This is a genomic window from Deltaproteobacteria bacterium CG11_big_fil_rev_8_21_14_0_20_49_13 (genome assembly GCA_002796305.1).
GTDB lineage: Bacteria > UBA10199 > UBA10199.
In genome coordinates this window covers 1-1,213 of sequence record PCWZ01000003.1, presented here as the reverse complement: position 1 = coordinate 1,213, position 1,213 = coordinate 1, and the positions used below count along the sequence as shown (strand labels likewise).

Sequence of the window (1,213 nt, the reverse complement as noted above, 5' to 3'; positions counted from 1 at the left end):
TTTTTATTCGTACGAAGTGCGAAATAAAAAGCTAGAAATACTTATGGTTTTTAACAAAAATGCTCCCAACCAAAAGTTAAAACACCATATTGCGTGAGATCGCTTCGTCGCTTCACTCCTCGCAATGACACACTTCTAAATAGATTTCTAAAACTTGGCAATAAGAATATTTTTTTGGGAATGGGACTTAACGGGAAACGCCCAACTCTTTCTTCACTTGCCTCTCGGCCTCGAACCAGTCGTTGCGGTCCTTGCCGTGAGAGTGGCCACGCTTGCAATAGAGTTCAAATGCCCTTTTGCGAACGGCTTCGAAGAGCCTTTCGTTCGTGACATTCAGCGTGTTCCTTGGTTGTTTGGGGTTGCTTTTGGTGAAGGCCATATCACTTCTCCTTTGTTACATTCCTAAAACTCCGTTGAGCTTATGGCTAACTTACCGACTTTTCAAGTAAAATTATTTGATTTTTTAGGAATTTTATTTTATACTGGGTACGCAACTTTGGGGTGGTCCCCAGCCGATAATATATGTAGGTGGCGACTTATGCGTGTACGTCCAGAACTATCAAATAAGCTTCGATTAAAGAATGCGGATAGCTCCGCCAAGGGTAAGCGCGGCACCGATTTCAAAGAAGCGATGAACGCCACCGGCCACGCCGTGCCACCCGCCCCTTTAGCGGGCCCAAGAAAGGTCTCGTACAGGCCAAAGCAGGCTCCTCACCAACCGAACATTCATTCAAACATGGCACGCGTTCGGGCAAAGGAAATAACCACCAATCAGGCGAATAGGCTGGCCAAACAGGCGCCTATTATAAATGAATGCGCCAAGAAATATGGCGTGCCTCGCGAGCTGATCTGCGCGGTCATCCTGCAGGAATCCGGCGGTAACGTGCGCGCCAGATCACACGTTGGCGCCCAAGGGCTGATGCAACTAATGCCCGCCACCGCGAAGCGCTTTGGCGTCACGAATTCATACGACCCTCGTCAGAACATCGAAGGCGGGACAAAATATTTAAGGTTCCTTTTGGATAAGTTCAAAGGCGATTACCGTCTTGTCCTTGCCGGATACAACGCCGGCGAGCACAGGGTCGATCAGTATGGCGGCATCCCTCCCTTCACCGAGACAAGGAACTATGTTCCGAACGTTCTTGCCTACGCCGATGCCATTTGGCAGATATTGCATCAACCCGTCAACCGCGTAGCCAGCGTCAACCTGCCT

1 protein-coding gene and 1 pseudogene are annotated in these 1,213 nt (G+C 49.1%); one reads left to right on the top strand and one right to left on the bottom strand.

Annotated features, from left to right (window positions below):
* Positions 1-187: 187 nt before the first annotated feature.
* Positions 188-379 (bottom strand): hypothetical protein, encoded by a 192-nt coding sequence (locus tag COV46_00140; GenBank protein PIR18411.1) that lies wholly within the window; start codon positions 377-379, stop codon positions 188-190.
* 159 nt (positions 380-538) lie between these two features.
* Here COV46_00140 and COV46_00135 point away from each other — a divergent pair.
* Positions 539-1,132 (top strand): annotated as a pseudogene (locus tag COV46_00135) (hypothetical protein).
* Positions 1,133-1,213 lie beyond the last annotated feature (81 nt).